Below are 25368 nucleotides of genomic sequence, written 5' to 3' on the forward strand. Positions count from 1 at the left end.
AAAAAAGGGTGAAGTAAAAATGGAGAGAAAATCAATAAAATTAGTAGCTTTAGATATGGATGGAACGCTTCTCAACACTTCTCATGAGGTTTCTGTTGAAAATCAAAGGGCTATTCGTGAAGCAAGAGAACAAGGGGTAGAAGTTATACTATGTACTGGAAGATCGTTGAATACGAGTTCCAAGTATGCAAAAACGTTAGAGTTAAATTCTTATCATATCACGGTAAATGGAAGTGAAATTTGGGGTCCTACCGGTGAAATATTAGAGCGTGTTACGCTCGAAACCAGTGATATTGAAACGTTTTTTGAGTTAATGAATACATATAAAACAGGCTATTGGGCCGTAACGGAAAAGCAAGTGTGGAATGGGGAGCTTCCTGAAAATATTCATGAGCATACTTGGTTAAAGTTTGGATTTAACTTTGATGATGAAATCACACGTGATCAGCTTTTAGAAGATATTCATTCAAAAGGAACATATGAGATAAGTAATTCACATCCATTAAATATTGAAGTAAATGTATTAGGAATTAATAAAGCCAATGCCATTAAAAAGGTTTGTGAAAAGCTGCAAATTTCAATGGATGAGGTTTTGACATGTGGCGATAGTCTTAACGATTTGGCGATGATTAAAGAAGCTGGAGTAGGTGTCGCAATGGGTAATGCACAAGAGATTGTTAAAAAAGAGGCTAATTGGATTACAGCGACAAATAATGAAGATGGTGTAGCAAAAGCTATAGATAAATTCGTTTTAAATAAGTAAATAAATGAGTTAAATGACTACCATTTATAAAAGAAGTCCTTTTAAGCATGCAGCTTATAAAGGCTTCTTTTTTTCTATGTTCTTAGAAATGAATCCACTTCATCCTTTCTATCTTATTATAAAAATCGAACGATTAGGTTTGATTTTCACTTTAGGTAGATGCTTTCCCAAGGGCTGGTCTTCAGCTAACTCCGACTACGCAGGGCTTCGTCAGAGTGGATCTTCAGACTGCGCTGATCCTTTGGAGTCACTACCTACCGTTACATCAACGAGAGAATTCGCAACCATTTAAGACATTTTTTATAATGAATGTTTGGTTTTATTCACTTAAACCCACTTCATCATTCAAATCTTATAATGAAAACCGAACGATTAGGTTTGATTCTCACTTTAGGTAGATGCTTTCCCAAGGGCTGGTCTTCAGCTAACTCCGACTACGCAGGGCTTCGTCAGAGTGGATCTTCAGACTGCGCTGATCCTTTGGGAGTCACTACCTACGTTACAATCAACAAGTGAATTCACAACCATTTAAGACATTTTTTATAATGAACGTTAAATTAGAGCAATGATAAAATTCACTCAAATGTGGACTTATTCGTAAAAATTCAGTAAGAGAGGGATATTATTTGTATAATATGGAATCCTTGAAAGATGTACATAAAAAGTTGATCCAGGTGATTAAATGATTGATGTCACCTGCTCAAGGAGGCTTCTATAGATGACAGAAATCCCCGAACTTTTAGGATCCGGATTATTATTATTGTTATTGTTCTTTGTAGGGTATATTGGTTCAAAAATGAGAATACCAACTATTATCGTTTTTATATTATTAGGAATTGTGTTAGGAGGATGGTTAACAGATAATCACCTTCTCCACTTTGCAGGAGAAATAGGGATTGTTCTTTTGTTTTTTATGTTAGGAATGGAATTTCCCATTAAGCAATTAATGACCGTAGCCAAAAAAGTTTTGGGTGCAGGTATTTTAGACTTTTTCCTGAGCTTTGCTGTTACTGTACTAATCGTTTTTACTTTAGGAATGGATTTATTATCCGCTTTTATTGTAGGGGCAGTCGTATATGCAACCAGTTCATCTATTACAGCTAAGCTATTAGAGAACTCAAAGAAAATAGAAAGACCTGAGTCAAGCTTTATGCTAGGGTTATTAATTTTTGAGGATTTGTTAGCCCCTTTATTAGTCGCTGTATTAGTTGGTTTGACTACAGGACAGGCATTAACTGTCTCAAGCATCATCTTATTATTAGTGAAAGTAATTCTTCTTGTAGCGGGGGCCATTGTGTTAGCTCGTGGTATTTTTGTGAAATTAGGTGATCTATTTAGACAGAAGTTGAACGGAGATGGTATGATTTTATTTGTAACAGGACTTGCTCTTGCTTACGGAGGTTTAGCTTTGTATTTGAACCTATCCGAGGTATTAGGTGCCTTTTTAGCAGGTATTATGTTAGCAGAGGTACGTCGAACCCATGAGTTAGAGCAGATGGTTATCCGCTCAAGAGATTTACTTATGCCTTTGTTTTTCCTCTATTTTGGAACAACGATTGATTTAAGTGAAGGGATTCCTATGATTGGTCTGTTACTTACTGTATTAATGTGGTCGATAGTAGCAAAGGTCATTGTGGGAGTAATAGGTGGCAAGTGGTATGGGCTTTCAAAGCTAGTAGCATTACGCGCCGGCTTGTCTCTAACACAGCGAGGGGAATTTTCCATTATTGTAGCTTCTTTAGCGACAACCTCTTTAAAGGCGTTTAGTAGTATGTTTATATTAGCTTCAACTTTTATTGGAATTATTTTATTTCAATATGCACCTATTATTTCAAAAAAGGTCTATGGAAAAGAGTCTGCAAAGGATAGAATGGAAGTAACTCATTAAATGATATAAAGAGAGTGTGAATCGGGGATGAATTCATTGGCAAATATTAGTTTCGAGCAGTTAAAGAATTTTAGAGAAGATATGACTAGGTTTATGATGGCTTATAAGTTTGCGCTAGATGAGATGGAAACCAAAATTAATATCTTGAAGCAGGAATTCGAATATATTCATGAATATAATCCGATCGAACATACGAAAGCTCGATTAAAAGAGCCTGAAAGTATATTAAAAAAATTAGTAAGGAAAAATTACCGTTTTAGTATAGATAGTATAAAAGAAAATGTTCAAGATATAGCAGGAATAAGAATTACTTGCTCTTTTATTTCAGATATTTATAAAATTGCGGATATGCTTAAATCTCAAAAGGATATTGAAGTATTAGAAGTGAAGGATTATATTCAAACTCCAAAACCTAATGGGTATCAAAGTCTTCACTTAATTGTGAAAGTACCTGTTTTTATGTCTGATAGAGAAGAGCTTGTTTGTGTAGAAGTTCAGATTAGGACGATCGCAATGGATTTTTGGGCAAGTCTAGAGCACAAAATTTATTATAAGTTTAATAAAACAATTCCGAGTCATCTTACAAATGAATTAAAGGAAGCAGCATTAAAATCCTCAGCACTAGACAGAAAAATGGAAGAAATCCATAAAGAGGTATCTAAAATTAAGAATGTCGACCAAGAGGCAGAACCTAGTAGTATTCTAGACTTGTTAGGAATTAGTAAGGAACAGCTAAGTATACCGAGTTCATTATTTGAGGAATTGAACAAAAAGGAATAAGACTTTATGGAGTCAACAGGTCTAAAGGGACTAGAAGGTGATTCTCTATGAGTATTGATTTGTATAAAGAATTAATCAAACTCACAGAAGAAGAAAAAGAAATCATTTCTTCTAACAAAAAAATTATAAAAGAGAGATATACCGATCAGGTTGAATTTATTATCGAAAGTGGGAAATTTCTTCACCCTGATAAGATGATTGTTGCAAGAAAGCATACTCGTTTTATCGATTTCCCCAAGCATAGGCACAATTATATTGAAGTGAATTATGTCTATCATGGAAGCTTGCGACAACGAGTGGGAAACAAAGATATTCATCTAAAGCAAGGAGAGCTTCTGTTCTTAAACCAGCATATTGAGCATGAATTACACGCCTGTCAAAAAGAAGATTTAATTATAAACTTTATTATTCAGCCCGAGTTTTTCGAGTTCATGTTTTCCTTTTTTAGTTCAGAAAATATGATGAGCCATTTCTTTATTAATAGTCTTTTAGGAGATTCGAGAAACGGACAGGCTCTTTATTTTCAGGTTTCAGATGTGAAAAGTATACAGGAATTAATGGAAAAGCTGATGCTGGAGATTTTTGTACCGAGCTTTATGACAGAAACGACTTTAAAGTTAAACATAGGATTATTGCTAGTAGAACTAGTAAAAAATATCGATCGATTAGCGGATAGTCATGAGCAATCACAGCAGCAAAATGTAATGGTAGAGATTATGCATTATATTCAAAACCATTACCAGACAGGCTCTTTATTTGAGTTATCAGAGCAGTTAAATCAGCCTCATTATCGATTAAGTAAGTTTATAAAAAATATGACTGGGAAAACCTTTAAGGAAATTTTACAGGATAAAAGACTTAGCCAAGCCAAGAATTTACTTATTACGAGTGATGTGTCGATCTCATCCATAGCTGAAAAAATTGGATATGAGAACATTAGTTATTTTTATAGAATTTTTAAAGAGAAATATCAGGATACTCCTAAGCAATTTCGACAAAAGTATTGGCGGAAATAAAGCAAAAAAAGCTAACTATTCTCCCAAAGTAGTTAGCTTTTTTACTTTTATAGAGAGGGTTACAAGATTCTGGTCTAGATAATGTTGTTGTATTTATCAAACGGATCGAATGTGCAAATAAGGACAAAAAATAAATAAACAACGATATAGTAAAATAGGTGAGATATAGTAAAATAATAGAAAGCGCTTTCTGAAGAGGTGAAGTAATGAAAAAACATGTTTTAGCCGTTGACATTGGTGCATCGAGTGGACGTCTCATATTAGGGTCATTAACGAATGGGAAGCTTCAATTAGACGAAGTTCATCGTTTTGAAAATAGTATTCAGAAAAAGGGAGACTATTTTTGCTGGGATATTGATGGTTTATACAATGAAATAAAAAAAGGAATCCAAAAATGTACGGAATTAGGGATTAAGCCAGATAGTATTGGTGTTGATACTTGGGCTGTTGATTACGTGTTATTAGATGAGCAGGGGAATCGATTAACAGATGCTGTTGCGTATCGTGATTCACGGACAGATGGAATGATGGAGAAGACGTTTGAGAAAGTGATGAAAGAGCGTCTTTATTTAGAAACAGGTATACAATTTCAAAAGTTCAATACGATTTATCAGCTCATGGCACTTAAGGAAAGTGACCCTGAAGTGCTTACTCAGGCAGATAGCTTCTTAATGATTCCGGATTACATTCACTATCTGTTATCTGGTGAGAAAGCAAATGAGTATACGAATGCTACGACTACTCAGTTAGTAAATGCTTTTACAAAAAAGTGGGATCAAGATTTATTGACTCAACTTGGAATTAATTCTCACATGTTTCAGGAGATTGCACCTCCCAAAACCGTTTTAGGTGGATTAAAGCAGGAGCTCGTTGATGAGTTTGGATTTGATATGAAGGTGGTCTTGCCAGCAACGCATGATACGGGCTCTGCTGTGTTAGCTATGCCGGAAAGCAATGACTCGATTTATATTAGCTCAGGTACATGGTCGTTAATTGGGGTAGAAAATAACTTTCCCATTTGTATAACGAAAGCCCTTGATTATAATTTTACAAACGAAGGTGGAGTTGATTATCAATTCCGTTTTCTAAAAAATATTATGGGTCTTTGGATGATCCAAGAAGTGAAGCGTAATTTTGAGCATAAGTATTCTTTCGCTGAGCTCGTAGAGTTAAGTAAATCGGCTGATTTTTCTTCGATTGTTAATGTTGATGATGACCGATTTTTACTACCAGAACATATGGTAACAGAAATTCAAAATTATTGTAGGGAAAGTGGTCAACAAGTTCCAGAAACTCCCGGTGAAGTAGCGAAATGTGTGTATGATAGTTTAGTTGTTAGCTATAAAAACGCAATAGCTCAAATAGAGGAAATCTTTGAAAAAGAGTTTAAAACGGTTAGTGTCATAGGTGGTGGCTCTCAAAATGAACTGTTGAACCAGTTGATTGCAGATGCTACCGGTAAAGAGGTATATTCTGGTCCTGTTGAGGCAACGGCGATTGGAAATATGGTTGCTCAATTTATGGCATTAGGAGAAATAGAGTCTGTTAAAGAAGCTAGGGAATTGATTAAGAAATCATTTGAAGTTAAAAGCTTTAAACCAAATACTCTTAAGTAAGGAAAGGTGATTGAAAATGACAGTAGAAAAACGTTTTTTAGATGCTAAACAACAGTATGAAAAATGGGGAGTAAATGTTGAGGAAGCACTTCAGCAGCTGAAGCATGTTCCGATTTCAGTTCATTGCTGGCAGGGTGACGATGTTGGTGGCTTTGAAGTGAATGCAAATGAGTTATCAGGTGGAATTGATGTTACTGGAAATTATCCAGGAAAAGCAAGAACACCAGATGAACTAAGACAAGATTTAGAAAAAGCATTGTCATTAATTCCTGGAAAACATAAGGTAAATTTACATGCTATCTATTTAGAAACAGAGGGTGAAGTGGTCGATCGAAACGAGATTGAGCCAAAGCACTTTGAAAAATGGGTAGAATGGGCAAAAAAAGTAGGGGTAGGTCTAGATTTCAATCCAACTCTATTTTCGCATCCAAAGGCTGAGGATGGCTTAACTTTATCTCATCCAGATCAAGAAATCCGTGAATTTTGGATTGAGCATTGTATTAGAAGCCGTAAAATCGCTGAATACTTCGGAAAAGAGCTAGGACAGCCTGCTTTAACGAATATTTGGATTCCCGATGGTTATAAAGATGTGCCAAGTGACCGTTTAACACCAAGAAAAAGATTAAAAGAATCACTTGATCGGATTTTTGCAGAGGAAATAGACGAGCAATACAATATTGATGCAGTAGAAAGTAAGTTATTTGGAATTGGCTCAGAGGCTTATGTAGTCGGTTCACATGAATTTTATATGGGCTATGCTCTTCAAAATCAAAAGCTATGCTTATTAGATACAGGACATTATCACCCTACAGAGATGGTATCCAATAAAATCTCCTCTATGCTGTTATTTAGTGAGAAATTAGCGCTTCATGTATCAAGACCAGTTCGTTGGGATAGTGATCATGTTGTCACTCTAGACGATGAGTTGCGCGAAATTGGCTTAGAGATTGTTCGTAACAATGCTTTAGATAATGTGATGATTGGTCTAGATTTCTTCGATGCTAGTATTAATCGTGTAGCTGCCTGGACAATCGGAACTCGTAATATGGTAAAATCCCTATTATTAGCGCTGCTAACACCTAATGAGCATTTAAAAGAGCTTCAAGAAAAAGGGCAATTTACTGAGCGTTTAGCTTTAATGGAAGAATTCAAAACGTATCCGTTCGGTGCCATTTGGGATTATTATTGTGAACAAAACGGAGTGCCTGTTCAAGAATCATGGTTAGAAGATGTTCATGTATATGAAAAAGAAGTACTTTCTAAAAGAGAAGCATAATATCCTTTCCCAAACCAAACAGGGACAGGATAAATAAAACAAGTAAACGACGACCATTCCTAAAAAAAGAGGAGTGCTCGTCGTTTTTTTATGATAAGGGAATGCTGGTATAGTATAGCTTTTAAATATTAGGGGCGGATTCTAAAGTCGTACTCATAAAGACCATTGTTATTTCAAGCTCCTGCCTCGTAATGGTCAAAAAAACCTTAAGTGGAGTTTTACTCTACAAAAGGTTTTACTAGTAATTCGTTGTTTTTTCAGTATGAAAGGCAGAGCGATTATGTTCATAAGTTAAAAATTCGCAAAATATATGAATGGCCTTTGAGGCTTCTTTATTAATCGATTGAACATAACGAACTTTAATGTCATCTTTTACGATATGGCTATTTTCTATTCTTTCCTTCATATAGGCAATGCCGGATTTTTGAATTTCTTTATTTTTTATAACGGATTCTTTTAATAGTGCAAATCCAATAGATCCAATAATGGCATATAAAATGATAGGTATCATCTTAGGAGCTGTGTCAGGAACTAATGCTATTAAGAAAAAAATATTAATAAAGGAAAACCCAATTAATGGAAAAGAAACAAAGCTAAAGGTTAAACTTTTCTTTAAAGTTGGCGCAATATGCTCTTGAATTTGCTCAAGCTCCTTTTGAATAAACTCCGGTGCTTCTTTAATCGAAAATGGATTCATTTTAGCTCCCTCCTAACTAAGGTCTCATACAACATAGTATAAAGTATTTTCCCCAAATATCACAATTAAAACTCACGTTAATCATCCATCAATCCGAATTATCGCACTATCGGGTGAACATTATTCGGTCGTTTTTAAGCTGAACAGGTGTTTTCTATATTATAATAAATATAAAAAATAGCAATGGAGGAATAAGAGTGAACACAGTTGACCACTTCGAACAAGCTTTTTTAGAAAAAACGATCATTAATCAGCCTAAAATGAATAAGGCAGAGTTGATTAGCGACTTAAAAAAGAAATTAGTCATTTTTGAAAACCCTTACAAATCAGTGGAGTTAGTAGAAACGACCCAAATTGATGACTTTATAAGAGAAAAGGTCTTACTGCACTCATCATGTGATTTATTAATTCCAATGTACATACTGACACCAATTGAAAAAGAGTCTCTTTATCCGGCTGTTCTAGCTATGCACGGTCATGGTTATGGTCATAAGGAAGCGGTAGGTTTGACAAAGGAAGGGAAAGAAGAAAAGGAACCTTATGGCATTCATCAACGCTTTGCCGTTCAATTAGTCAAGCAAGGGTTTAAAGTTTTTGTACCAGAAATTTTAGGCTTTGGTGAAAGAATCCTAACAAGAGATAAAGAAGCAGGAAATATAAACTCCTGTAATGCATTAGCAAAAAGCTTACTAATGGGAGGAAGAACTTTAGCGGGAATGAGGGTTGAAGAGGCTCTTGAAATATATCACTACATCAAAAAACAGGAGGATGTTGATGGGCAACGTACAGGAGTGATTGGTTTTTCAGGTGGTGCCTTAATCAGTAATTATACTTCTATTTTAGAGCCTTCTATAAAAGCAACTGTGCTAACAGGCTTTACTAACACGTTTTCAAAAAGCATTTTAGCCATGCACCATTGTATAGATAATTACATTCCAGGATTATTAAAAGTGGCCGAATTGCCTCAGCTTATCTCATTGATTGCTCCCCGGAATTTGTTTGTAGAAGCGGGGACTCATGACCGAATTTTTCCAAAAGACGGTGTTCAAGAGGCGATAAAGTTCATAAGCAAAGAGTATCAATCACAAAATAAAGAAACTCATTTTCAATACCACCTTTTTAATGGGGCTCATGAGATAAATGGAGAAAAAGCCTTTCCTTGGTTAAAGCAAGTATTGGGTTAAGCAAATGGCACATGCGGATTAATACCAGAAATAAGTAGATTGCTTCTAAAATCATCCACAAACAGGACGAGACGCTGGGACACAACCTTTTTAATAATTATCACACATAGCGAAACTTTGAAATGATGTGTAACGGATGGCAAACACAAATAACGAATAAGAACCCTTCTCCTTGTGAAAGAAGGAGGGTTCTGTTGAACGGGTAGATAATCTATGAAAGATTGAAGCTAGCGGACACAAGGCACGGAGATCCCAGTGGCAGAAATCGCCATTCTTAAATCTATTTTTTAAAATGTTAGTTCGGTGCCATCCCCTCCGTACGCGAAGTGTCTTGGGGAGCGAGCATTCGGGCACCTAACATGTGTGGAATCATTCATTCATGGGTATTGTCCAAGCCTCATAATAAGCTCCACGTTACATTAGCATTAGGTAATAAAATCAAAATGATCAATGCTCAAAAAATTTGAAACGGCCACAAAGAATCCTCCTAACAAAATAGCCTCTTGATGAAGATTGGAGGGAAGGAAGTTCGATTGTTGAATAATGGGATTGCTAAATTGTTGCTTTAACCGTTCCATGATTTCTGGTAGTTCCTTTGTTAAACGGCTATTAACAATAACGACATCTGGATTGTAGGAATGGATGATATTATTTAATCCATATGAAAAAAAGGTTACAAACTTATCTATTAGCTTTTGCGCAACAGGTTCATGTCTTTTACAAGCATTAATAAATTCGTCAAAGCTTGCTTCAGCATTTTGAATATGCTTTCTAAATTCATCTAATAGGTTTTTTTCAGAGGCATATTGCTCTAAGCAACCATCATTTCCACAAGGGCAGGATTGCCCGTTAGGAACTACGATGGTATGTCCAATCTCACCACAATAACCATTTTTACCAGTATAAAGCTGATGGTTAATGATGACACCCGCTCCAATTCCTGTTCCGATTGTAATGCTCACAAGATTTTCAGCTTTTGTTGAAAAAGTTTTTTCTCCTAGCGCGCTTAGGTTCGCTTCGTTTTCTAAAAATATAGGAAAAGAAAACTCTGTTTCTAATTTTTCTTTTAAATGAACATCTGCTAAAGAATAGTAAGGAGTAAACTGTATAGTTTGATTATAAACAATTCCATGGATGGCGATAGTCGCTCCAATGATATGGTAGGAAGTGTTTGGAATATCGTTCGTATGAAAATAAATATGCTGTTTAATTAAGGATATAATACTATTTTTATCGATTAATTCTGATGTTTTCTGTCTAGAGATGATTTCGCCGTTTAAAAAAGCTAAAGCAGAATGTATATAGTTATAGCCGATGTTTAAGCTCAAGGCTAAACCAGCTTTGGAATTAAAGGTTAGTAATACAGGCCTTCTACCACCACTGCTCGTTCCAGTTCCGATTTCTAGTATGAGCTCTTTTTCTAACAACTCTTTTATTATAGTGGATACAGTTGCTTTATTTAACTGCGATTTTTTAGCTAAATCAGCACGAGAAATTTGCTTTTCTTTTAATATTAATTCTAGAAGTAACTTTTCATGAGTTTGGCGTGAATTAAATTTTTCTGTTGCCATTCTTTTCTCCTTCGCTCGAGCATTCATCATTCATTATAGTATAAATAGAGGTTGATTAAAATTCCTCTTTACAAAAGGGGAAGTTATCTACTAAAATATATCATAAAGAATTAGTTTAATAAATAAACAAAGTAAAAAATTAAAGCGATTACATTAAAGGTGTAATCAAATTTAATTGAAAACTTTTACGGTTAATGTTTTATTTTTTAAACTAAGTTTAATAATGAGGAGGAATACAAATGAGTTATTTTTCAGGAATTGAGAAAATTGGTTATGAAGGTGAAGGCTCTAAAAATCCTTTTGCATTTAAACATTATGATAAGTCACAGGTCGTTTTAGGGAAAACGATGGAGGAGCATCTTAGATTTGCAGTAGCCTATTGGCATACTTTTACTGCAGATGGCACAGATCCATTTGGACAGGGAACAATGGTTAGACCTTGGGATAAATGGTCATATCTTGATCTTGCTAAAAAAAGAGTAGAAGCTTCTTTTGAATTTTATGAGAAATTAGATGTTCCTTTCTTTTGTTTTCATGACCGTGATATTGCTCCAGAGGGTGAAAATTTAAAAGAAACGAATGAAAATCTCGATGTTATCGTATCGATGATTAAAGATTATATGAAAACAAGTAAAGTAAAGCTCTTATGGAATACCGCAAACATGTTCACAAATCCTCGTTTTGTACACGGTGCGGCTACTACGAGTAATGCAGAAGTATTTGCTTATGCTGCGGCGCAAGTGAAAAAAGGCTTAGAGGTAGGGAAAGAGCTTGGTTCTGATAACTATGTATTCTGGGGAGGTCGTGAAGGCTACGAATCACTTCTAAATACTGACTATAAATTAGAGCAAGACAATATTGCGCGTTTTTATCATATGGCATTAGCATATGCTGATGAAATTGGATATACAGGACAATTCTTAATAGAACCAAAGCCGAAAGAGCCATCTAAGCATCAATATGATTTTGATGCAGCAACAACCATCTCATTTTTAAAGACATATGATTTAGATAAACGCTTTAAATTAAATTTAGAAGCAAATCATGCTACATTAGCTGGTCATACCTTTGAGCATGAATTGCGTGTTGCGAGAAGCGCTGATATGCTAGGTTCTATCGATGCAAACCAAGGAGATTTACTTTTAGGTTGGGATACCGATGAATTCCCAACCGACCTTTATGCAACGACACTTGCTCTCTATGAGATTGTCGAGAATGGTGGTTTAGGCAAGGGCGGAGTTAACTTTGATGCAAAAGTAAGAAGAACATCCTTCCAAACAGATGATTTATTCTTAGCTCATATTGCTGGAATGGATGCTTTTGCTAAATCATTAAAGGTAGTTGAAAAGCTGAAAGAAGATCGTTTCTTTGAATCTATTTTGGAAGAGAGATATGAAACATTTAGTAATGGAATTGGAAAAGAGATTGTCGATGGTAAAGCTGATTTTCATGCATTAGAGAAATATGCTTTAACGCAAGCTCCTATTCAAAATAAATCTGGTCGAATTGAATTAATTAAGGCAAGATTAAATGAATACCTTTTCTCTAAATAAAAGGGACTAGGTCACGTTAAAAAAGCGTCCTATGAAAGCATTAGAGCTACTTCTTATGTCATAGTGATGCTTTTTTTTCGAACAAAATGAATAATCAGTGCAAAGCTAAGGAGGAAGGCTCATGAAACATGTATTAGGAATTGATTTAGGTACAAGTGCTGTAAAAGTGGTCGCTGTAAATAAAGCTGGTGAAGTTGTTCAGCAAGCTTCAAGGCCATTTGATTTATATCAAGAAAAATCAGGATATAGTGAACAAAACCCTGAGCAATGGGTTGAACAAACGATCGCAGCTATTCATGAAATTCAAGGGGTGCTAGGAAAGGATTCTATTGAAGGATTAAGCTTTTCAGGTCAAATGCATGGTCTTGTCCTACTCGATGCCAACAACGAACCTTTAAGACATGCCATCCTCTGGAATGATACAAGGACAACGGAAGAGTGCAGACAAATTGAGCGAGCATTAGGGGATAGACTAATTGAAATCGCTAAAAATAAAGCATTAGAAGGTTTTACATTACCTAAATTGTTATGGGTGAAAAATCATGAACCACATTTATATGAGAAAGCCGTTCGTTTTGTTTTACCTAAAGATTATGTGCGATATCGTTTAACGGGCCAATTACAATGCGAATATTCCGATGCTGCTGGAACGCTATTGTTAAATGTTCGTGACAAAAGCTGGAGTAAAGAAATTGCCGATGCTGTTGAGGTATCTTTATCTTTATGCCCTCCTTTAGTAGAGTCGGGAGATTGTGTAGGGAACATACTGCCTGAAATGGCAGAGCTAACAGGCTTAGCTACTGAAACGAAGGTATTTGCAGGGGGAGCAGATAATGCTTGTGGAGCCTTAGGGGCAGGTATTATTGAGAACGGTAAAAGTATGTGTAGTATTGGTACCTCTGGAGTTTTATTAAGCTACCATAACGAAGAGAAAAGAGATTTCAAAGGGCTACTTCATGATTTTAATCATGCAGAAAAAGATTCATGGTATTCTATGGGAGTAACGCTTGCTGCAGGTGATAGTCTTTCGTGGTTCAAAAATCAATTTGCTGAGAACTATAGCTTTGACGAATTATTGTTGGACGCGAGTCAGCTAGATGCTGGTGCAAACGGTTTGTTATTTACTCCATACATTATGGGCGAAAGAACGCCATATGCCGATGCAAATATTAGAGGGAGTTTCATTGGAATAAGTAGCACTCATGGTCGTGCTCATTTTGCCCGAGCTGTCGTTGAAGGGATTACTTATTCTTTAAAGGATTCATTAACGTTGATGATGGATAATGGGATGGAAATCAACGAAATTGTCTCAATTGGTGGAGGTGCCAAAAGTGAATGGTGGCTTCAGTTACAAGCTGATATTTTCCAAAAAAGAGTAGTAAGGTTAAAAAGCGAGCAAGGGCCTGCTCTTGGGGCTGCTATGCTTGCTGCTGTTGGCGCTGGTTGGTTTTCATCATTACAAGAATGTGCAAAAGCATTTGTGGCTATAGAGAAAGCATACGAGCCTAATGAAGAAGTAGCTGCTGTACATGAAAAGGTTTACGAGTTATATAGAATGATTTATGACTCTACTCAAAAAATAAATGATGAATTAAAAGCATTGAGATAAACATTTAATGTATTTAGGCATTTGGCGCATGAGAAACAACGTCAAATGCCTTTTTGGTGTAAAAAACATAGTAACACCTCAAAATATTTTACTCATTTTGAGGTGAGAGTTTGGCTTTATTATAATAGTGATTTATGTAGTATGATCATTTGGAAAATGCAAGCCGATTTGTTTTCTAGCCGCATCCATTACTTTTAAGGTTAAAGTAGAGGTCTGGTGGCTATTGATTAGCGATTCTACCTTTTTCTCCTTAATTAGCTTTACAAATTCTAAAAGCTCATAGCTCATAGCAGGGAGCTTTTCCTCAACATGAATAGGTTCCACATCTCCACTATTATAATGTATGGTGATCCCATTCATTTCGGAAAACTTTTCAATAGTGATACATCCTTTTTCTCCTTGAATTTCAGATGGTAAATAAGAATTTGTAATTTTTGAGTAAATGAGAAGAGCTTCCATGTCATGGTAGGTTAAAGTAAGACTGCCATTACCATCAACTCCTGAATCAAGCATATAAGCATTACTGTTGGATTTTAAAGGCTCTCCAAATAATTGGATAATTGGATAAAGACAATATACACCTATGTCCATCAAAGCTCCATTAGCTAATTCAGGTTTAAAAGCATTCAGAACTTCGCCATTTTTGTAGGCATCATAGCGAGAAGAATACTGACAAAAATTTGCAACGACCCGACGTATTTTCCCTATTTTAGGTAAATGGTCTTTTAATGTATGAAAGCCTGGCATAAGGGTTGTTTTCATAGCCTCCATTAAAGCTACTTGGTTACTGTGAGCAAGTGTAGACATTCTTTCCATCTCACTTCGGTTAGCAGCGATCGGCTTTTCGCATAATACATGCTTACCTTCACTTAGAAAAAGAATGGCCTGATCAGCATGAAAGGTATTAGGGCTTGCAATATAAACAGCATCAAGCTCTGTGCTTTTTGCCATTTTTTCTAAGCTGTCAAAACGATGTACAGCTCCCCATTTATCAGCAAATTCATTGGCTCGTTCAATGGTTCGAGAATAAACAGCTGCTAAATGAAAATCTTTTACCTCTTTTGCGCTGTCCAGTAAGCGTTCTGTAATCCAATTAGTACCGATAACTCCGAATCGTATCATGATTTTCATCCTCTCTATATATGAACTGAATCATTATAGCATGCGTTCCTATATATAAGTTCATTCCTTTATTAACTTTGTCATTGTCCAATTAGCGATATCTTCAAAACCTAAATTCTTATAAATCTTACCAGCATGTGGATTGTCGTAGAATAGACAAAGCGATTTGTTCTCATTTATAAGGTCATGGACGAGCTGATATAAACAGGAGCTTGCATACCCTCTCTGCTCAAAACCTTTTCTTGTGCAAACCGCGACAACCATAGCTGATTGACTATTTTCTGCTGCAGTAGAAACTGAAGAGACAATCTGCTCATCCATTCGAATGAAGTAGGAGCGTGATACTTTTTGTTCTAAGGCCTCTTTTTTCTCCTCTACACTTAAACGTGTATCAAATTCTTCTATAGAATTAATAAATTCGACTAGTTCAGCTGCATCTTCAGGTTGTGCTGCTTGAACGTTTGAATATAGATTGTTTGGTTTGCCATGAATCGATTCACATTTTGCATAATACAGTCTTCTCGTTGGATCGTTTTTTAACGTAACATGTGGCAATATCAAGCTAGTTAAATATTCTAAGCCAGATAAAATGTCTACATGCTCATGCTTAGATATCACTTCGGCAAAGCCTTTGTAATGGAAGTCTGTAGTTGGACAGTAAGGAATAAAATTACCTCGATAGTTTAAGAGAACCGCTCTTAACTGTTGCTGCTCATCAAAATCTCCCCATAGAGTTTGAAAGGCTTGCTCATATCCATAAGCTTCAATATCTCCAATAATAAATAGGTTTTCTGCTGGCTTCTCTGATACTAAATTCATGCATTCCTGATGGTCTTTTTCTGTAAGTTTTCTAATCATCCATAATCCCCCCTACTATTGAGAGAATTTTGCCATAAAATAAAGATTTTGAAAAGTATTTAAATTTATAATCAAATTTTCCTAGATAAATAGTAACGATTTATAAAAAGCAGTCGATATAATAAGTAATGAATTTGAAAAAAGTAACAGATTTCAACGGAGGTGTTTGAACTGGGTATTTTTAAAAAGAAGGAAAAAAAAGTAAAAGCAAAAGGAAAAGAACTAGTTACGAACGAATATCAAGTTGATATGACTTATTTACAGGAACTTCCATCCAATCATCACATTAGTTTATTACATATAAAAGAAAAGGATCTTCAAAACCTTAGAGAGTTGTATCCGCTTGTAAAAGAACACGGACCTGAAATTACCGCAAGCTTTTATGACACGATTTCAAAGCATTCGGAATTAGCAGAAAAAATAGAACAGCATAGCTCAATTGAAAAATTATCTGTTACATTAGAGAAACATATTTTAGAAATGTTTAACGAAGATATTTCAGAAAATTATTTATTAAAAAGGAAAGCGGTTGCTTTACAGCATGTGAGAATTGGACTTGAGTCTAAATGGTACTTAGCGGGTTTTTATCAATTACAGCATGCGGCTCATGATTTATTATTAAGCCAATCATATTCAAGGGAAGAGCTGTCTGAACGCTATGGGGCTATTAATAAGATATTCGCATTAGAAAAGCAGCTAGTGCTAGAAGCCTATGAAGAAGCGAGAGAAAAAAATATATTCTCTGAAAAGCAAGAAAAAAATGAATTAATTGTGAGCCTCAGTGAACAGGCAAAGATTTTAACTGAAATATCAACGATAAGTGAAGAAGCTATAAAGGGATTTGGTCAAAAATCTAAGCAGTTAAGCAGTATAGCCAAGGATGGAACAGAGCTAGCTAATAATGCTCAAGAACAATCGTTAAAAGGGACGAACCAAATTTCCCAACAGGTAGAAAATATGAAAACGGTTATGGATAGTATAGAAGATATGGCTGAAGGCTCTAAAAAGCTTACGACTTTTGCTAGTGAAGTTCATAATGTCATTGATATTGTAGAAAAAATTGCAGAACAAACGAATCTATTAGCCCTTAATGCCTCTATCGAAGCAGCAAGAGCAGGAGAGTTTGGTAAAGGCTTTGCTGTAGTAGCTGATGAAATTAGAAAATTATCTGAACAAACAAAGGTTACTACAAGTAAGGTAGCTGAATTGATTACTCGTACAAACGAGCAAATTGAAACAGTTTCAGAGGGGATTCTAGAAGTGAGTACTGTTGTTGGTAGTGGCGTAGAAGGAATGCAGCAAACAGAGCACGCTTTTCAAGTGATTTCTCAATCTATGAATTCATTAAAATTACAAAATGATAAAATGGAAACGGAATTATTATCTTTAAATCAATCTGTCTCAGAAATTACAGAAGCCTCTGTTGAAGTAGCAAGCACAGCAAAGCAATTGGATAGAATGGTGGAAGCGAAATAAATCTTGAAATTAAGTGAGTCAATTTCATCATTCAAATTTTATATTGAAAACGGAACGAATAGGTTTTTGATTGATTTTCACTTTAGGTAGATGCTTTCCCAAGGGCTTGTCTTCAGCTAACTCTGACTAAGCAGAGCGTCGTCAGAGTGGATCTTCAGACTGCGCTGATCCTTTGGGAGTCACTACCTACCGTTACAATCAACGAGTGAATTCACGAACTTCTTCACTTATAGAGCAATTATGAAATTCATTCTAGTATAGTTATTGGAATATATGTGGAGTTGCTTTTTTTAAAATAGAGTGGGACATAACTTAATTCATCTCACAGTGCGAAACTTAAAATGAATACAATGAACCCTCCTTCTTGTGTGATAAGAAGGAGGGTTCTGTTGAACGGATAAACCCTTTATGAAAGACAGCGGTTGATGAAGTGGCCATGCCGAAATCCTTTTAAAAATGTTAGTTCGGACGTGAAGTGTCTTGGGGGAGCGAACAGCTGAGCATCTATCATGTGTAGAGTGTTCATTTCATGTGTATGGTTCGTCTCTTATGATATTTCTTAAAAGCTCAATCTATCGTTATCCATTAATAATGTTACCACCATTAATGTGAAGTATTTGCCCGGAAACATAGGTTGAATCATCCGATGCTAAATATACATAAGAGGGTGCTAACTCGGCTGGCTGACCTGGTCTTCCCATTGGAGTGTCGGTCCCAAATTTTTTTACATTTTCAGCTGGGAAGGAGGCAGGTATAAGTGGAGTCCATATAGGACCAGGCGCTACGCCGTTCACTCTAATTCCTTTTGAAACGATACTTTCCGAAAGTGAGCGAGTTAGTGCAACGATTGCCCCTTTTGTTGCAGAATAATCCATGAGAACGGGGTTTCCTCTATAAGCGACAATCGATGCGGTGTTAATAATCGAGCTTCCCTTTTTTAAATGAGGCATTGCTGCCTGAATAAAATAAAAATAGGAAAATATATTTGTCTGAAATGTGCGTAATAGCTGCTGAGAAGTAATATCTTCAATATTCGTTTGATAATGCTGTTCCGCCGCGTTGTTAATTAATATGTCAAGTTGTCCAAATGTTTCTATCGTTTTTTGAACAGCTTGATGACAAAATGATTCATCACCAACATCTCCGCTAATGAGCAAGCAATTCCCACCTTTTTCCTCTACAAGTCTCTTGGTTTCATTCGCATCCTCATGTTCATCTAAGTAAACAATACTTACTGAAGCTCCTTCTTTAGCATAGGCAATGGCAACTGCTCGACCAATTCCACTGTCTCCTCCGGTAATAAGTGCAATTTTATTCTTTAGTTTATTACTTCCTACATAATCTGGATTGTCATAAATAGGTAGTGGATTCATTTCCGCTTCAATACCTGGTTGTCGTTGAGTTTGTCCTTCTTGTCCATTTTTTTGAATTTGACTAAAATCAATACTCATATATATCTACACTCCTTTAAAATTTGTTAATCTTTAGATCTATTACCACTGTTTTCATTCATTAAACCTCTACAACAGTGATAGCTTTTTATCAAATTGTAAAATTTATACCATATATTAAATAAGTAAGCGTTTTCCTTATATTATGAATGATTTTTGGAAAAATATTTATACTGAAAACGGAAATAAAATTCTTTCCTAGCAAGAAAACCATGCTTTTATATGGTATAATCTTTAACGAAACAAAGGATTCAGAAAATAGTATGGGTAAAAGATAGAAAGGGAGTTAGAAGGACATGTCAAAACAAGAAATTGGTGTTATAGGTTTAGCAGTTATGGGCAAAAACCTTGCTTTAAATATTGAAAGTCGTGGTTACTCCGTATCAGTTTTCAATCGTTCATACGAAAAAACAGAAGCATTTCTCAAAACCGAAGCAGAAGGCAAGAATTTTACTGGTGCAAAAACAATTGAAGAGTTTGTTCAATCATTAGAAACGCCTCGTAAAATTTTATTAATGGTAAAAGCAGGTACAGCTACTGATGCAACGATTGAATCTTTAAAGCCTTATCTTGAAAAAGGTGATATTCTTATCGATGGTGGGAATACATACTTTGAGGATACAATTAGAAGAAATAAAGAGCTAGAAGAATCAGGATTACATTTTATTGGAACAGGTGTATCTGGTGGAGAAGAAGGCGCACTAAAAGGACCTTCTATTATGCCAGGAGGCCAAGAGGAAGCTTATAAATTGGTTGAACCTATTTTAAATAGCATCTCTGCTAAAGTAGATGGAGAGCCTTGTTCGACTTATATTGGTCCTAATGGTGCGGGTCATTATGTAAAAATGGTACATAATGGTATTGAATATGGAGATATGCAGCTCATTTCTGAGGCTTATTTCATTCTAAAAAACATCTTAGGCTTAAGTGCTAAAGAATTACATGAAGTTTTTGCAGATTGGAATAAGGGCGAATTAGATAGTTACTTAATCGAAATTACCGCTGATATCTTTACAAAAACAGATGAAGAAACGGGCAAACCGTTAGTTGATGTTATTTTAGACACTGCCGGACAAAAAGGAACAGGAAAATGGACAAGTAAAAGTGCACTAGATTTAGGAGTTCCTCTTCCGATTATTACAGAGTCCGTGTTCGCAAGGTTCATTTCTGCAATGAAGGATGAGCGAGTAAAAGCAAGCAAAATCTTATCTGGACCTGAAGTGAAACCATTTGATGGAGATAAAAAAGCGATTATTGAAGCTGTAAGAAAAGCATTGTATATGAGTAAAATTTGTTCATATGCTCAAGGATTTGCTCAAATGAGAGCTGCATCAGATGAAAATGATTGGAATTTACGTTACGGTGATATTGCCATGATTTTCCGTGGTGGCTGTATCATTCGTGCTCAATTCTTACAAAAAATTAAAGATGCCTATGATCGTGATTCAGAATTAGCCAATCTACTATTAGATCCATACTTTAAGGATATTGTAGAAAATTACCAAGGAGCTTTAAGGGAAGTATTGGCTTTAGCGGTTCAATCAGGGATTCCGGTTCCTTCATTCTCAAGTGCGTTAGCTTATTATGATAGCTATCGTACAGAAACGTTACCTGCTAATCTCCTGCAAGCACAACGAGACTACTTTGGTGCTCATACGTACCAACGTGTTGATAAAGAAGGTATTTTCCATACTGAATGGTTAAGTAAATAAGATAGTAAAAAGCCTGCGATTATACCGTCGCAGGCTTTCATGTTTCCTTTAAGAAGTGCACGCCAAAATATATATGAAAAAACGCTTACTGTATAGTAGTAAGCGCTTCTTCTACCTCTTTTATAGCAAAGGTAGCTAACTCTTCCTTTTTCTCTAATCTAAATAGCACAACCGCTTGTTCAATTAACCTCTTACCCATTTCAACCTCACCTTGGAGTAAATAACAAAATCCCTTTTGGTAAGTGCATTCTTCAAAGAGATACAATAGTCCATTTTCAATGCATATTTGACGACCCTGTTCAGCTAAGTTAATAGCTTTGGAATAATTAGCAAGAGTGGTTTCCGCTTTTGCATAATTATATAAAATTCGTACTTTAATTTTAGGGTTAAAATCCTGAATGAAATTAGCATGCTTTAATGATCGCTCATAATATTCAGTAGCTTGAGTAGAGTGCCCCTTTAAATCATAGATAGCGGCAATAGAATTTAATATTTGGATTTCTTCCTGAGTGTAATTTCGTTTACCGTTATAGGTTAAATTAATTGCCTTAAATAGCATTTTGATAGCAAGGGTATAGTCTTTATAGAGATAGGCAATGGCGACTCCTTTATGCCAGAGGATGAATTGTTGTAAGCTGGAGCTTTTAAATAGCTTATTCTTTTCTTCAGCTGTCACCAATTGAAAGACTTCCTTGTAATTCCTGTTTTCGGTTTGACGGCGAACCTCTTGAATAAATTCTTGGACATAATCATATTGAGGATTTTCAAAAGCGTGAAAAAATTGATTCATATCGACTTCTAACCGCTTTGAAATAGCAAATAGAGTGGTAGATAATGGAATGAACTTTCCTGCCTCGATGTTACTGATTTGTGCTTGTGTACATATTCCTTCAGCTAGCTCACATTGCGTCAGACCTTTTAATGAACGATAAAATTTAATATTCTTTCCAATCGTGTCAATGTTAATTGGTATCACCCTCTTGTCGATTAATTTCGTAAAATTTCTAGTATGTTCAATATTCAGCCATTACAAAATAAAAAAGAAAGTTCCACTAACATGCTCTTAATAGAAGTATATAGAATACATATTTACTATACAAGTTTAATTTTTAGATGTCATACTCCGTTTATAGTGATTTTTTCATAGGAAATAGCTTTTATATTCTAAGAAACATAAAAAAAGAGCCATATGACTACTTAGATATTAATTTACTAATTAAATCTAAGTAGCCACCGTTTGGCTCAAAAAATATTTAAATGATTGACTGCCTTTTGTTCGTCTTTTGTCATGAATACTTCTGTTTTATTTAATTTAGTATTGTAAAGAACGATCATAATGGATGGCTTCCAAATTAGTTCTTTCGTCTTTAAATAATGATCTAATTGAAAAGGAATTTCTTCAATAATGGAATGCTTATATAAATCATTCTCTGATAATGCTCTTTTTTCAAATTCATCTCCAAAAAGTGCAGGAAATGCAATGGCTTCGTTATATAAAAGACGTCGTTTTGATTTAGTTAGAGTCTCTGACCACCAAGCCTTACGGGGCTTTTGTTTATGATTTCGTAAATAATCATATTTCATTAATGAAGTGTAAACGTCACTATTGAATGAAGTTTCCTCGGATAGGAACTGTGCTAAGCGACGAAATAAATCCTCTAACTGATGGCCGATGCGACTCCATCCTTGGTTGTCCCAGTAGCTACCAAAACTTTGGAAAAAGTCAAAGGGTGTGTCAAATCCCTTTTCGACAAGATATTCGACGGTTTCATCCATTCGATGAGCATTCCAGTATTTTTCTAACACATCTTCTACTTGTTTAATTCTAATGATATCATCAAAGGATAATACATTATTTTTAAGAATTTCGTAAGGAGAGTGGTCCATATACACATATCCATATTGCTTTGCGCTAATTCTTAGTCCAGTACCTCGGAGCATTTTTAAAAATCCTAGCTGTAGCTCTTCTGGTCGTAAGGCAAAAACATCATTAAATGTCTTTTTAAATGTTTGATAGTCTTCATCAGGAAGTCCTGCAATTAAATCTAGATGTTGATCGATTTTACCGCCATCTCTCACCATCGTAACGGTTCGCGTTAACTTCTCGAAGTTTTGTCTTCTTTTGACTAATTCATTTGTATGATCATTTGTAGATTGAACCCCTATTTCAAAGCGGAAGAGACCTTTCGGTGCGTTTTCGTTTAAAAATTGGATGACTTCAGGTCTCATAATATCTGCCGTAATTTCAAACTGAAACACGGTACCAGCCCTATGCTCATCAATTAGGAATTGAAACATTTCCATAGCATAGCTTCTACTTATATTAAAAGTACGGTCAACGAATTTGATCGTTTTAGCTCCGTTATCCATTAAATATCGGATGTCTTCTTTGACACGTTCCCGATCAAAATAGCGAACACCCACCTCTATCGATGATAAACAAAACTGGCAGCTAAAAGGACAGCCCCTGCTCGTCTCAATATAGATTACTCTTTTCGATAAATGGCTTTTATCCTCTTCAAATCGAAATGGTGAAGGAAGCTCTTTTAAATTTAATTTTTGGTTGGGTGGATTAATCATAATTTCCTTTTGTTCGTTGCGGTAGCTAAGACCACCAACCGTGTTCAATTGTTGATCACTTGTCAGTTCTGAAAGCAGTTTTTTAAATGTAAATTCACCTTCACCGATAATAATATAATCAACATCTGGGAGTCTTTCCATCCATTGCTTTGTATCGTAAGTCACTTCAGGACCACCCAATATAATGGTGAGAGAAGGGTCGACCTTTTTTAATATCTCAATGACCTTAATCGTTTCTTCAATGTTCCAAATATAACAGCTAAAGCCAATAATACGAGGTTTTTTTTGTATTAAATCACTTGCAATGTTAATGGTCGGGTCACTAATCGTATATTCGGCTAGCTGAATATCGAATTCTGGTTGTGCGTATGCCTTTAAATACCTAATAGACAAGCTAGTATGTATGTATTTGGCATTTAAAGTACTTAATATAATTGTCATATAGAACACCACTTTTTCTATTCAATGTAAAGAGTATAACATAGGAGTCCTTGATTAAAAAAATGGAAAAAATTAAAGGATTACATGATTTGATGGAGAAGGTACTTGAAAGCACCTCATTTAAATGAATTAAATAAATGTTTAATTAAACCTATCCTTCTTTCTAAATATGAAAGGAATGCAGCCCACGCTAATAAGGGGGTTTAAGCTCTTTTTTAATTTTGTCATCCTTTTAAATGACGAAAATGAGTTTAGAAAAGATTGAGAAATAATCAGTAAGCGCTTACGATTAAAATGAAGCATTTATAACATTTATTTTACATTTATAGAGGAGGAAAGAATATGTCCGAAAAAACAAGCTTACGCTCTAAGGTACAGAGGTTTGGAAGTCGTTTAAGCCAAATGGTTATGCCTAATATTGGAGCCTTCATCGCTTGGGGTCTAATTACGGCATTATTTATTGAAGATGGTTATTTGCCAAATGCCGATTTAGCAACAATCGTTGGTCCAATGCTGACTTATTTACTTCCAATTTTAATTGGATATACGGGCGGTAAAATGATTCATGATGTCCGAGGTGGGGTAGTCGGTGCTACAGCGACAATTGGGGTAATTGTGGGTGCAGATATCCCAATGTTTATTGGTGCTATGATTATGGGGCCACTTGGTGGATATTTAATCAAGAAAATTGACCAGCTACTAGAAGGGAAAATAAAATCAGGCTTTGAAATGCTTATCAATAACTTTACTTCTGGTATTTTAGGAATGATTTTAGCGATTATTGCCTTTTTAGGAGTCGGACCTGTTGTTGAAACATTAAGCTCATGGCTTGCCAACGGGGTTAATGCTATTATTAGTTTAGGCTTACTGCCTTTAACGAGTATTATTATCGAACCTGCAAAAGTATTATTTTTAAATAATGCCATTAATCATGGTATATTAAGTCCGATAGGTCTTACCCAAGTAGATGAAGCGGGTAAATCGATTCTATTATTATTAGAAACGAACCCTGGTCCAGGACTAGGAATTTTACTTGCATTCACTCTTTTCGGAAAAGGAATGGCGAAGCAATCAGCACCTGGTGCTGCGGTCATCCATTTTGTTGGGGGGATTCATGAAATCTACTTCCCTTATATTCTAATGAAGCCAGCACTTATTTTGGCAGCAATTGGTGGTGGGATGAGTGGAGTATTTACCTTCTCATTACTTGATGCAGGACTTCGTGCTGTACCATCTCCTGGTAGTATTTTTGCTCTGATGGCTATGACTCCTAGAGGAGAATATATTGCGGTTATTGCCGGTGTATTCGTTGCAACAGCTGTAACCTTTGTTATCGCTTCTATCATTTTAAAGATGGATAAAAGCACAGAAGGGGACTTAAGTGCAGCAAGCTCAAAAATGCAAGAAATGAAAGGAAAGAAAAGTTCCGTTGTTTCGAGCTCTGAGCAACCTTCAGAAGAAAAAAGTGCAGATGAAATTAACAAAATTATCTTTGCTTGTGATGCTGGAATGGGTTCAAGTGCAATGGGAGCCTCACTACTAAGAAATAAATTTAAAAAAGAGAATATTGATATCAGTGTATCTAATACTTCCATAAGTAATTTACCAGCTGATGCAGATATCGTTATCACTCATAAAGATTTAACTGAAAGTGCTAAAAAGAAGGTACCAAATGCCGAGCATATTTCAGTGGAAAACTTCTTAAATAGTCCTAAATATGATGAATTAATTAACCGCATTAAATAATAGGATGCTGTTCTGAACATATAAAGGGG

The 25368-nt window shown here is 35.5% G+C and carries 19 protein-coding genes; 12 read left to right on the forward strand and 7 right to left on the reverse strand.

The window, feature by feature from the left end; all coding sequences use genetic code 11:
- Positions 1–19: 19 nt before the first annotated feature.
- The 6 genes from AZF04_RS03160 to rhaA all read left to right on the forward strand — a co-directional run bounded on the left by AZF04_RS03160 (position 20) and on the right by rhaA (position 7339).
- Positions 20–763: a Cof-type HAD-IIB family hydrolase gene (locus AZF04_RS03160; RefSeq protein WP_061947535.1), complete on the forward strand. Its 744-nt coding sequence runs from the start codon at positions 20–22 to the stop codon at positions 761–763.
- Positions 764–1481: 718 nt separating this feature from the next.
- Positions 1482–2651, forward strand: a complete 1170-nt coding sequence (locus AZF04_RS03165) for a cation:proton antiporter (protein WP_061947536.1) — start codon at positions 1482–1484, stop codon at positions 2649–2651.
- A gap of 27 nt (positions 2652–2678) precedes the next feature.
- Complete coding sequence (locus AZF04_RS03170; RefSeq protein ID WP_045482389.1) at positions 2679–3431, forward strand: GTP pyrophosphokinase; 753 nt, start codon at positions 2679–2681, stop codon at positions 3429–3431.
- Between the two features lie 47 nt (positions 3432–3478).
- Positions 3479–4447 (forward strand): AraC family transcriptional regulator, encoded by a 969-nt coding sequence (locus AZF04_RS03175; RefSeq protein ID WP_061947537.1) that lies wholly within the window; start codon positions 3479–3481, stop codon positions 4445–4447.
- 206 nt (positions 4448–4653) lie between these two features.
- Entirely contained in the window at positions 4654–6063 is a 1410-nt protein-coding gene (rhaB, locus tag AZF04_RS03180) for a rhamnulokinase (protein WP_061947538.1), read from the forward strand.
- 16 nt (positions 6064–6079) lie between these two features.
- A complete protein-coding gene (rhaA, locus tag AZF04_RS03185) occupies positions 6080–7339 on the forward strand; it encodes an L-rhamnose isomerase (RefSeq protein ID WP_061947539.1) in 1260 nt (419 codons plus the stop codon).
- A gap of 238 nt (positions 7340–7577) precedes the next feature.
- Here the strand turns inward: rhaA and AZF04_RS03190 are convergent, their stop codons facing one another.
- Complete coding sequence (locus AZF04_RS03190; protein ID WP_061947540.1) at positions 7578–8036, reverse strand: YwnF family protein; 459 nt, start codon at positions 8034–8036, stop codon at positions 7578–7580.
- A gap of 197 nt (positions 8037–8233) precedes the next feature.
- Here AZF04_RS03190 and AZF04_RS03195 point away from each other — a divergent pair, with 197 nt between their 5' ends.
- Entirely contained in the window at positions 8234–9220 is a 987-nt protein-coding gene (locus AZF04_RS03195; protein WP_061947541.1) for a dienelactone hydrolase family protein, read from the forward strand.
- Between the two features lie 425 nt (positions 9221–9645).
- Here AZF04_RS03195 and AZF04_RS03200 read toward each other — a convergent pair whose 3' ends face one another.
- Positions 9646–10791: an ROK family protein gene (locus AZF04_RS03200; RefSeq protein WP_061947542.1), complete on the reverse strand. Its 1146-nt coding sequence runs from the start codon at positions 10789–10791 to the stop codon at positions 9646–9648.
- A gap of 239 nt (positions 10792–11030) precedes the next feature.
- Here AZF04_RS03200 and xylA point away from each other — a divergent pair, with 239 nt between their 5' ends.
- Together xylA and xylB are read left to right on the forward strand one after the other, a co-directional pair.
- Entirely contained in the window at positions 11031–12344 is a 1314-nt protein-coding gene (gene xylA, locus AZF04_RS03205) for a xylose isomerase (RefSeq protein ID WP_061947543.1), read from the forward strand.
- 121 nt (positions 12345–12465) lie between these two features.
- Entirely contained in the window at positions 12466–13953 is a 1488-nt protein-coding gene (gene xylB, locus AZF04_RS03210; RefSeq protein ID WP_061947544.1) for a xylulokinase, read from the forward strand.
- A gap of 132 nt (positions 13954–14085) precedes the next feature.
- Here the strand turns inward: xylB and AZF04_RS03215 are convergent, their stop codons facing one another.
- Positions 14086–15075 (reverse strand): Gfo/Idh/MocA family protein, encoded by a 990-nt coding sequence (locus AZF04_RS03215; RefSeq protein WP_061947545.1) that lies wholly within the window; start codon positions 15073–15075, stop codon positions 14086–14088.
- 60 nt (positions 15076–15135) lie between these two features.
- Positions 15136–15933, reverse strand: coding sequence for a GNAT family N-acetyltransferase (locus AZF04_RS03220; protein ID WP_061947546.1), 798 nt, complete (start codon positions 15931–15933; stop codon positions 15136–15138).
- Positions 15934–16095: 162 nt separating this feature from the next.
- Here AZF04_RS03220 and AZF04_RS03225 point away from each other — a divergent pair, with 162 nt between their 5' ends.
- Positions 16096–17409: a globin-coupled sensor protein gene (locus AZF04_RS03225; RefSeq protein WP_061947547.1), complete on the forward strand. Its 1314-nt coding sequence runs from the start codon at positions 16096–16098 to the stop codon at positions 17407–17409.
- A 578-nt stretch (positions 17410–17987) separates the two neighbouring features.
- Here AZF04_RS03225 and AZF04_RS03230 read toward each other — a convergent pair.
- A complete protein-coding gene (locus AZF04_RS03230; protein WP_061947548.1) occupies positions 17988–18860 on the reverse strand; it encodes an SDR family oxidoreductase in 873 nt (290 codons plus the stop codon).
- A 296-nt stretch (positions 18861–19156) separates the two neighbouring features.
- Here AZF04_RS03230 and gndA point away from each other — a divergent pair, with 296 nt between their 5' ends.
- Positions 19157–20572 carry an NADP-dependent phosphogluconate dehydrogenase gene (gene gndA, locus AZF04_RS03235; protein WP_061947549.1) on the forward strand — a complete coding sequence of 472 codons (1416 nt, stop codon included), beginning with the start codon at positions 19157–19159 and terminating at the stop codon, positions 20570–20572.
- A gap of 85 nt (positions 20573–20657) precedes the next feature.
- Here gndA and AZF04_RS03240 read toward each other — a convergent pair whose 3' ends face one another.
- Together AZF04_RS03240 and AZF04_RS03245 are read right to left on the reverse strand one after the other, a co-directional pair.
- On the reverse strand, positions 20658–21548 hold the full coding sequence (locus tag AZF04_RS03240) for a helix-turn-helix domain-containing protein (RefSeq protein WP_061947550.1): 891 nt from the start codon (positions 21546–21548) through the stop codon (positions 20658–20660).
- 266 nt (positions 21549–21814) lie between these two features.
- Positions 21815–23593 carry a B12-binding domain-containing radical SAM protein gene (locus AZF04_RS03245; protein ID WP_061947551.1) on the reverse strand — a complete coding sequence of 593 codons (1779 nt, stop codon included), beginning with the start codon at positions 23591–23593 and terminating at the stop codon, positions 21815–21817.
- Positions 23594–23935: 342 nt separating this feature from the next.
- Here AZF04_RS03245 and AZF04_RS03250 point away from each other — a divergent pair, with 342 nt between their 5' ends.
- Complete coding sequence (locus AZF04_RS03250) at positions 23936–25339, forward strand: PTS mannitol transporter subunit IICB (protein WP_061947552.1); 1404 nt, start codon at positions 23936–23938, stop codon at positions 25337–25339.
- Positions 25340–25368 lie beyond the last annotated feature (29 nt).

Source organism: Alkalihalobacillus trypoxylicola, assembly GCF_001590785.1.
Lineage (GTDB): Bacteria > Bacillota > Bacilli > Bacillales > Bacillaceae_D > Alkalihalobacillus > Alkalihalobacillus trypoxylicola.

Bases quoted from the DNA above. Each gene is read 5' to 3' on its own strand.
- AZF04_RS03230 (WP_061947548.1), bottom strand. From the start codon at position 18,860: ATGAGTATTGATTTTAGTCAAATTCAAAAAAATGGACAAGAAGGACAA.
- AZF04_RS03245 (WP_061947551.1), bottom strand. From the start codon at position 23,593: ATGACAATTATATTAAGTACTTTAAATGCCAAATACATACATACTAGC.
- AZF04_RS03190 (WP_061947540.1), bottom strand. From the start codon at position 8,036: ATGAATCCATTTTCGATTAAAGAAGCACCGGAGTTTATTCAAAAGGAG.
- xylA (WP_061947543.1), top strand. From the start codon at position 11,031: ATGAGTTATTTTTCAGGAATTGAGAAAATTGGTTATGAAGGTGAAGGC.
- gndA (WP_061947549.1), top strand. From the start codon at position 19,157: ATGTCAAAACAAGAAATTGGTGTTATAGGTTTAGCAGTTATGGGCAAA.
- AZF04_RS03200 (WP_061947542.1), bottom strand. From the start codon at position 10,791: ATGGCAACAGAAAAATTTAATTCACGCCAAACTCATGAAAAGTTACTT.
- xylB (WP_061947544.1), top strand. From the start codon at position 12,466: ATGAAACATGTATTAGGAATTGATTTAGGTACAAGTGCTGTAAAAGTG.
- AZF04_RS03215 (WP_061947545.1), bottom strand. From the start codon at position 15,075: ATGATACGATTCGGAGTTATCGGTACTAATTGGATTACAGAACGCTTA.
- rhaB (WP_061947538.1), top strand. From the start codon at position 4,654: ATGAAAAAACATGTTTTAGCCGTTGACATTGGTGCATCGAGTGGACGT.
- AZF04_RS03175 (WP_061947537.1), top strand. From the start codon at position 3,479: ATGAGTATTGATTTGTATAAAGAATTAATCAAACTCACAGAAGAAGAA.
- AZF04_RS03165 (WP_061947536.1), top strand. From the start codon at position 1,482: ATGACAGAAATCCCCGAACTTTTAGGATCCGGATTATTATTATTGTTA.
- AZF04_RS03160 (WP_061947535.1), top strand. From the start codon at position 20: ATGGAGAGAAAATCAATAAAATTAGTAGCTTTAGATATGGATGGAACG.
- AZF04_RS03170 (WP_045482389.1), top strand. From the start codon at position 2,679: ATGAATTCATTGGCAAATATTAGTTTCGAGCAGTTAAAGAATTTTAGA.
- AZF04_RS03250 (WP_061947552.1), top strand. From the start codon at position 23,936: ATGTCCGAAAAAACAAGCTTACGCTCTAAGGTACAGAGGTTTGGAAGT.
- rhaA (WP_061947539.1), top strand. From the start codon at position 6,080: ATGACAGTAGAAAAACGTTTTTTAGATGCTAAACAACAGTATGAAAAA.
- AZF04_RS03220 (WP_061947546.1), bottom strand. From the start codon at position 15,933: ATGATTAGAAAACTTACAGAAAAAGACCATCAGGAATGCATGAATTTA.